The 331-nt window shown below is 39.3% G+C and carries 1 protein-coding gene; it reads left to right on the forward strand.

What is annotated here, in order from left to right:
• Positions 1-140: 140 nt before the first annotated feature.
• Positions 141-331: LysR family transcriptional regulator (locus AB4512_RS24975; RefSeq protein WP_372176152.1), on the forward strand; the 191-nt coding region annotated here is incomplete at its 3' end.

Raw genomic sequence — 331 nt, forward strand, 5'->3', positions numbered from 1 at the left:
GTAATAACATAGATGCCTCATAAATTTATCTCACTACATCCGTGTACTGCGTGAAGGTGAGGTAACTATACAAAGTGGACATCGTTAAGTTAATTCATATAAACTTAACCATTCGTTAAGTAGTGGTTTATGGTTCGGGTATGAAACTGAATAATGTCGATTTGAACTTATTGAAAGTGTTTGTGGTGGTGTATCAGGAAAAAAGCTTGCGCAAAGCAGCTGAAAAGCTGTTTGTCTCGACACCAGCGGTAAGCCAAAGCGTCAAAAAGCTTAAGGAATCGTTAGGTGAAGAGCTATTTGTTTTGTCCAATAAGCAGTTTCTCCCGACGCC

The sequence above is a fragment of the Vibrio sp. 10N.222.52.B7 genome, assembly GCF_041474275.1.
Classification (GTDB): Bacteria; Pseudomonadota; Gammaproteobacteria; order Enterobacterales; family Vibrionaceae; genus Vibrio; species Vibrio crassostreae_C.